Raw genomic sequence first — 1,330 nt, 5'->3', positions numbered from 1 at the left:
CGCCGATCGGCGCATCCGAGTCATAGCTGGTGACGGTCGGCTGCAGCACCTGATCGTGGTTCGCACCGTTCCAGAAACCGAAGTTCGTGCCTCCGTGCGCCATGTAGAGACTCACGGATCCGCCCGCACGCAGCAGCTCCTCGATGGTGCCGCCGGCACTCGCGGCCGAACGCACGTGGTGCCGCTCCCCCCAGTGATCGAACCACCCGCCCCACAGCTCACTGCACATGAGCGCATCGCCGTGACGACGCAGCTCCACCGCCTTCGCGACACCGGTGCCGAAAGTGAATGTCGCCATGGCCCCAGGCACACTGCCGTGCTCGATCATGTCGCTCGTGATGCCGTCGGCGGTCGTGAGCATCTCGACCATCCCGCGGCGGCGCAGTCCGTCACGCAGATGCGCGAGGTAGGCGGGATCGCTGCCGAACGACCCGTACTCGTTCTCGACCTGAATCGCGACGATGGGTCCGCCGTGGGCAGCCTGCAGCGGGACGAGGCGGGGGATCAGCTCGTCGTACCAGGCGTCGACGGCCGCGAGGAAGTCGGCATCGCTCGTGCGCAGAGCAGCCACGCGGCCGGACAGCCAGAACGGGATGCCGCCGTTGGACCATTCCGCGCAGATGTAAGGGCTCGGCCGCAGGAAGACATCCAGGCCCACCTCTCCGGCGAGGCGGATGAAACGCTCGATGTCGCGCCAGCCGTCGAAGCGCACATCGCCCTCGACGCGTTCGTGGAAGTTCCACGCGACATACGTGTCGACCGTGTTCGCGCCCATCGCGGCGAGGCGGCGGAGGCGGTCCTCCCACTGGTCGGGATGCACCCGGAAGTAGTGGATCGAACCGGCGATGATGCGGTGCGCGACGCCGTCGCGAAGGATCTCCCCGTCGCGCCAGGACAGGGCGGGAGCGCCGATCGGCGGCACGGCGGCCCGAGTGTCGACAGCAACGGACGCGGCGTCGACAGCCGAGGCGAGAAGGTCAGGCATAGCGCTCCAAGCACGAGTGTTTGCGTTCACATTATCGCATCACGATACTCCGCGCCTCCTGGATTCACGCCGATTGATCGCTACCATTGAGCACATGTCACCTCGTCGCCCGAGAGACGACCGCGCTCCCAGCCAGGTCGATGTCGCCCAGCTTGCCGGTGTCTCCACACAGACCGTCTCCCGCGTCATGTCGGGGCAGGACAACGTGCGCCCCGACACCGCCAGGCGCGTGCTGGCAGCGGTCGAGGAACTCGGCTACCGGGTGCACGCCGCTGCCGCCTCGCTGGCGTCCGGTCGCACACGCGTGCTGGGTGTGATCGTCGTCTCCACCGACCGCTACTCGTC

The 1,330-nt window shown here is 67.7% G+C and carries 2 protein-coding genes; one reads left to right on the top strand and one right to left on the bottom strand.

The window, feature by feature from the left end; genetic code table 11:
- The coding region (locus AX744_RS05080) for a beta-galactosidase (RefSeq protein ID WP_197429155.1) at nt 1-985 on the bottom strand (985 nt) is incomplete at its 3' end.
- Between the two features lie 94 nt (nt 986-1,079).
- Here AX744_RS05080 and AX744_RS05075 point away from each other — a divergent pair.
- The coding region (locus tag AX744_RS05075; protein ID WP_157543517.1) for a LacI family DNA-binding transcriptional regulator at nt 1,080-1,330 on the top strand (251 nt) is incomplete at its 3' end.

It is taken from the genome of Microbacterium sp. CCH5-D1, assembly GCF_001557335.1.
Classification (GTDB): Bacteria; Actinomycetota; Actinomycetes; order Actinomycetales; family Microbacteriaceae; genus Microbacterium; species Microbacterium oxydans.
This window is presented reverse-complemented; position numbering and strand designations above follow the sequence as displayed.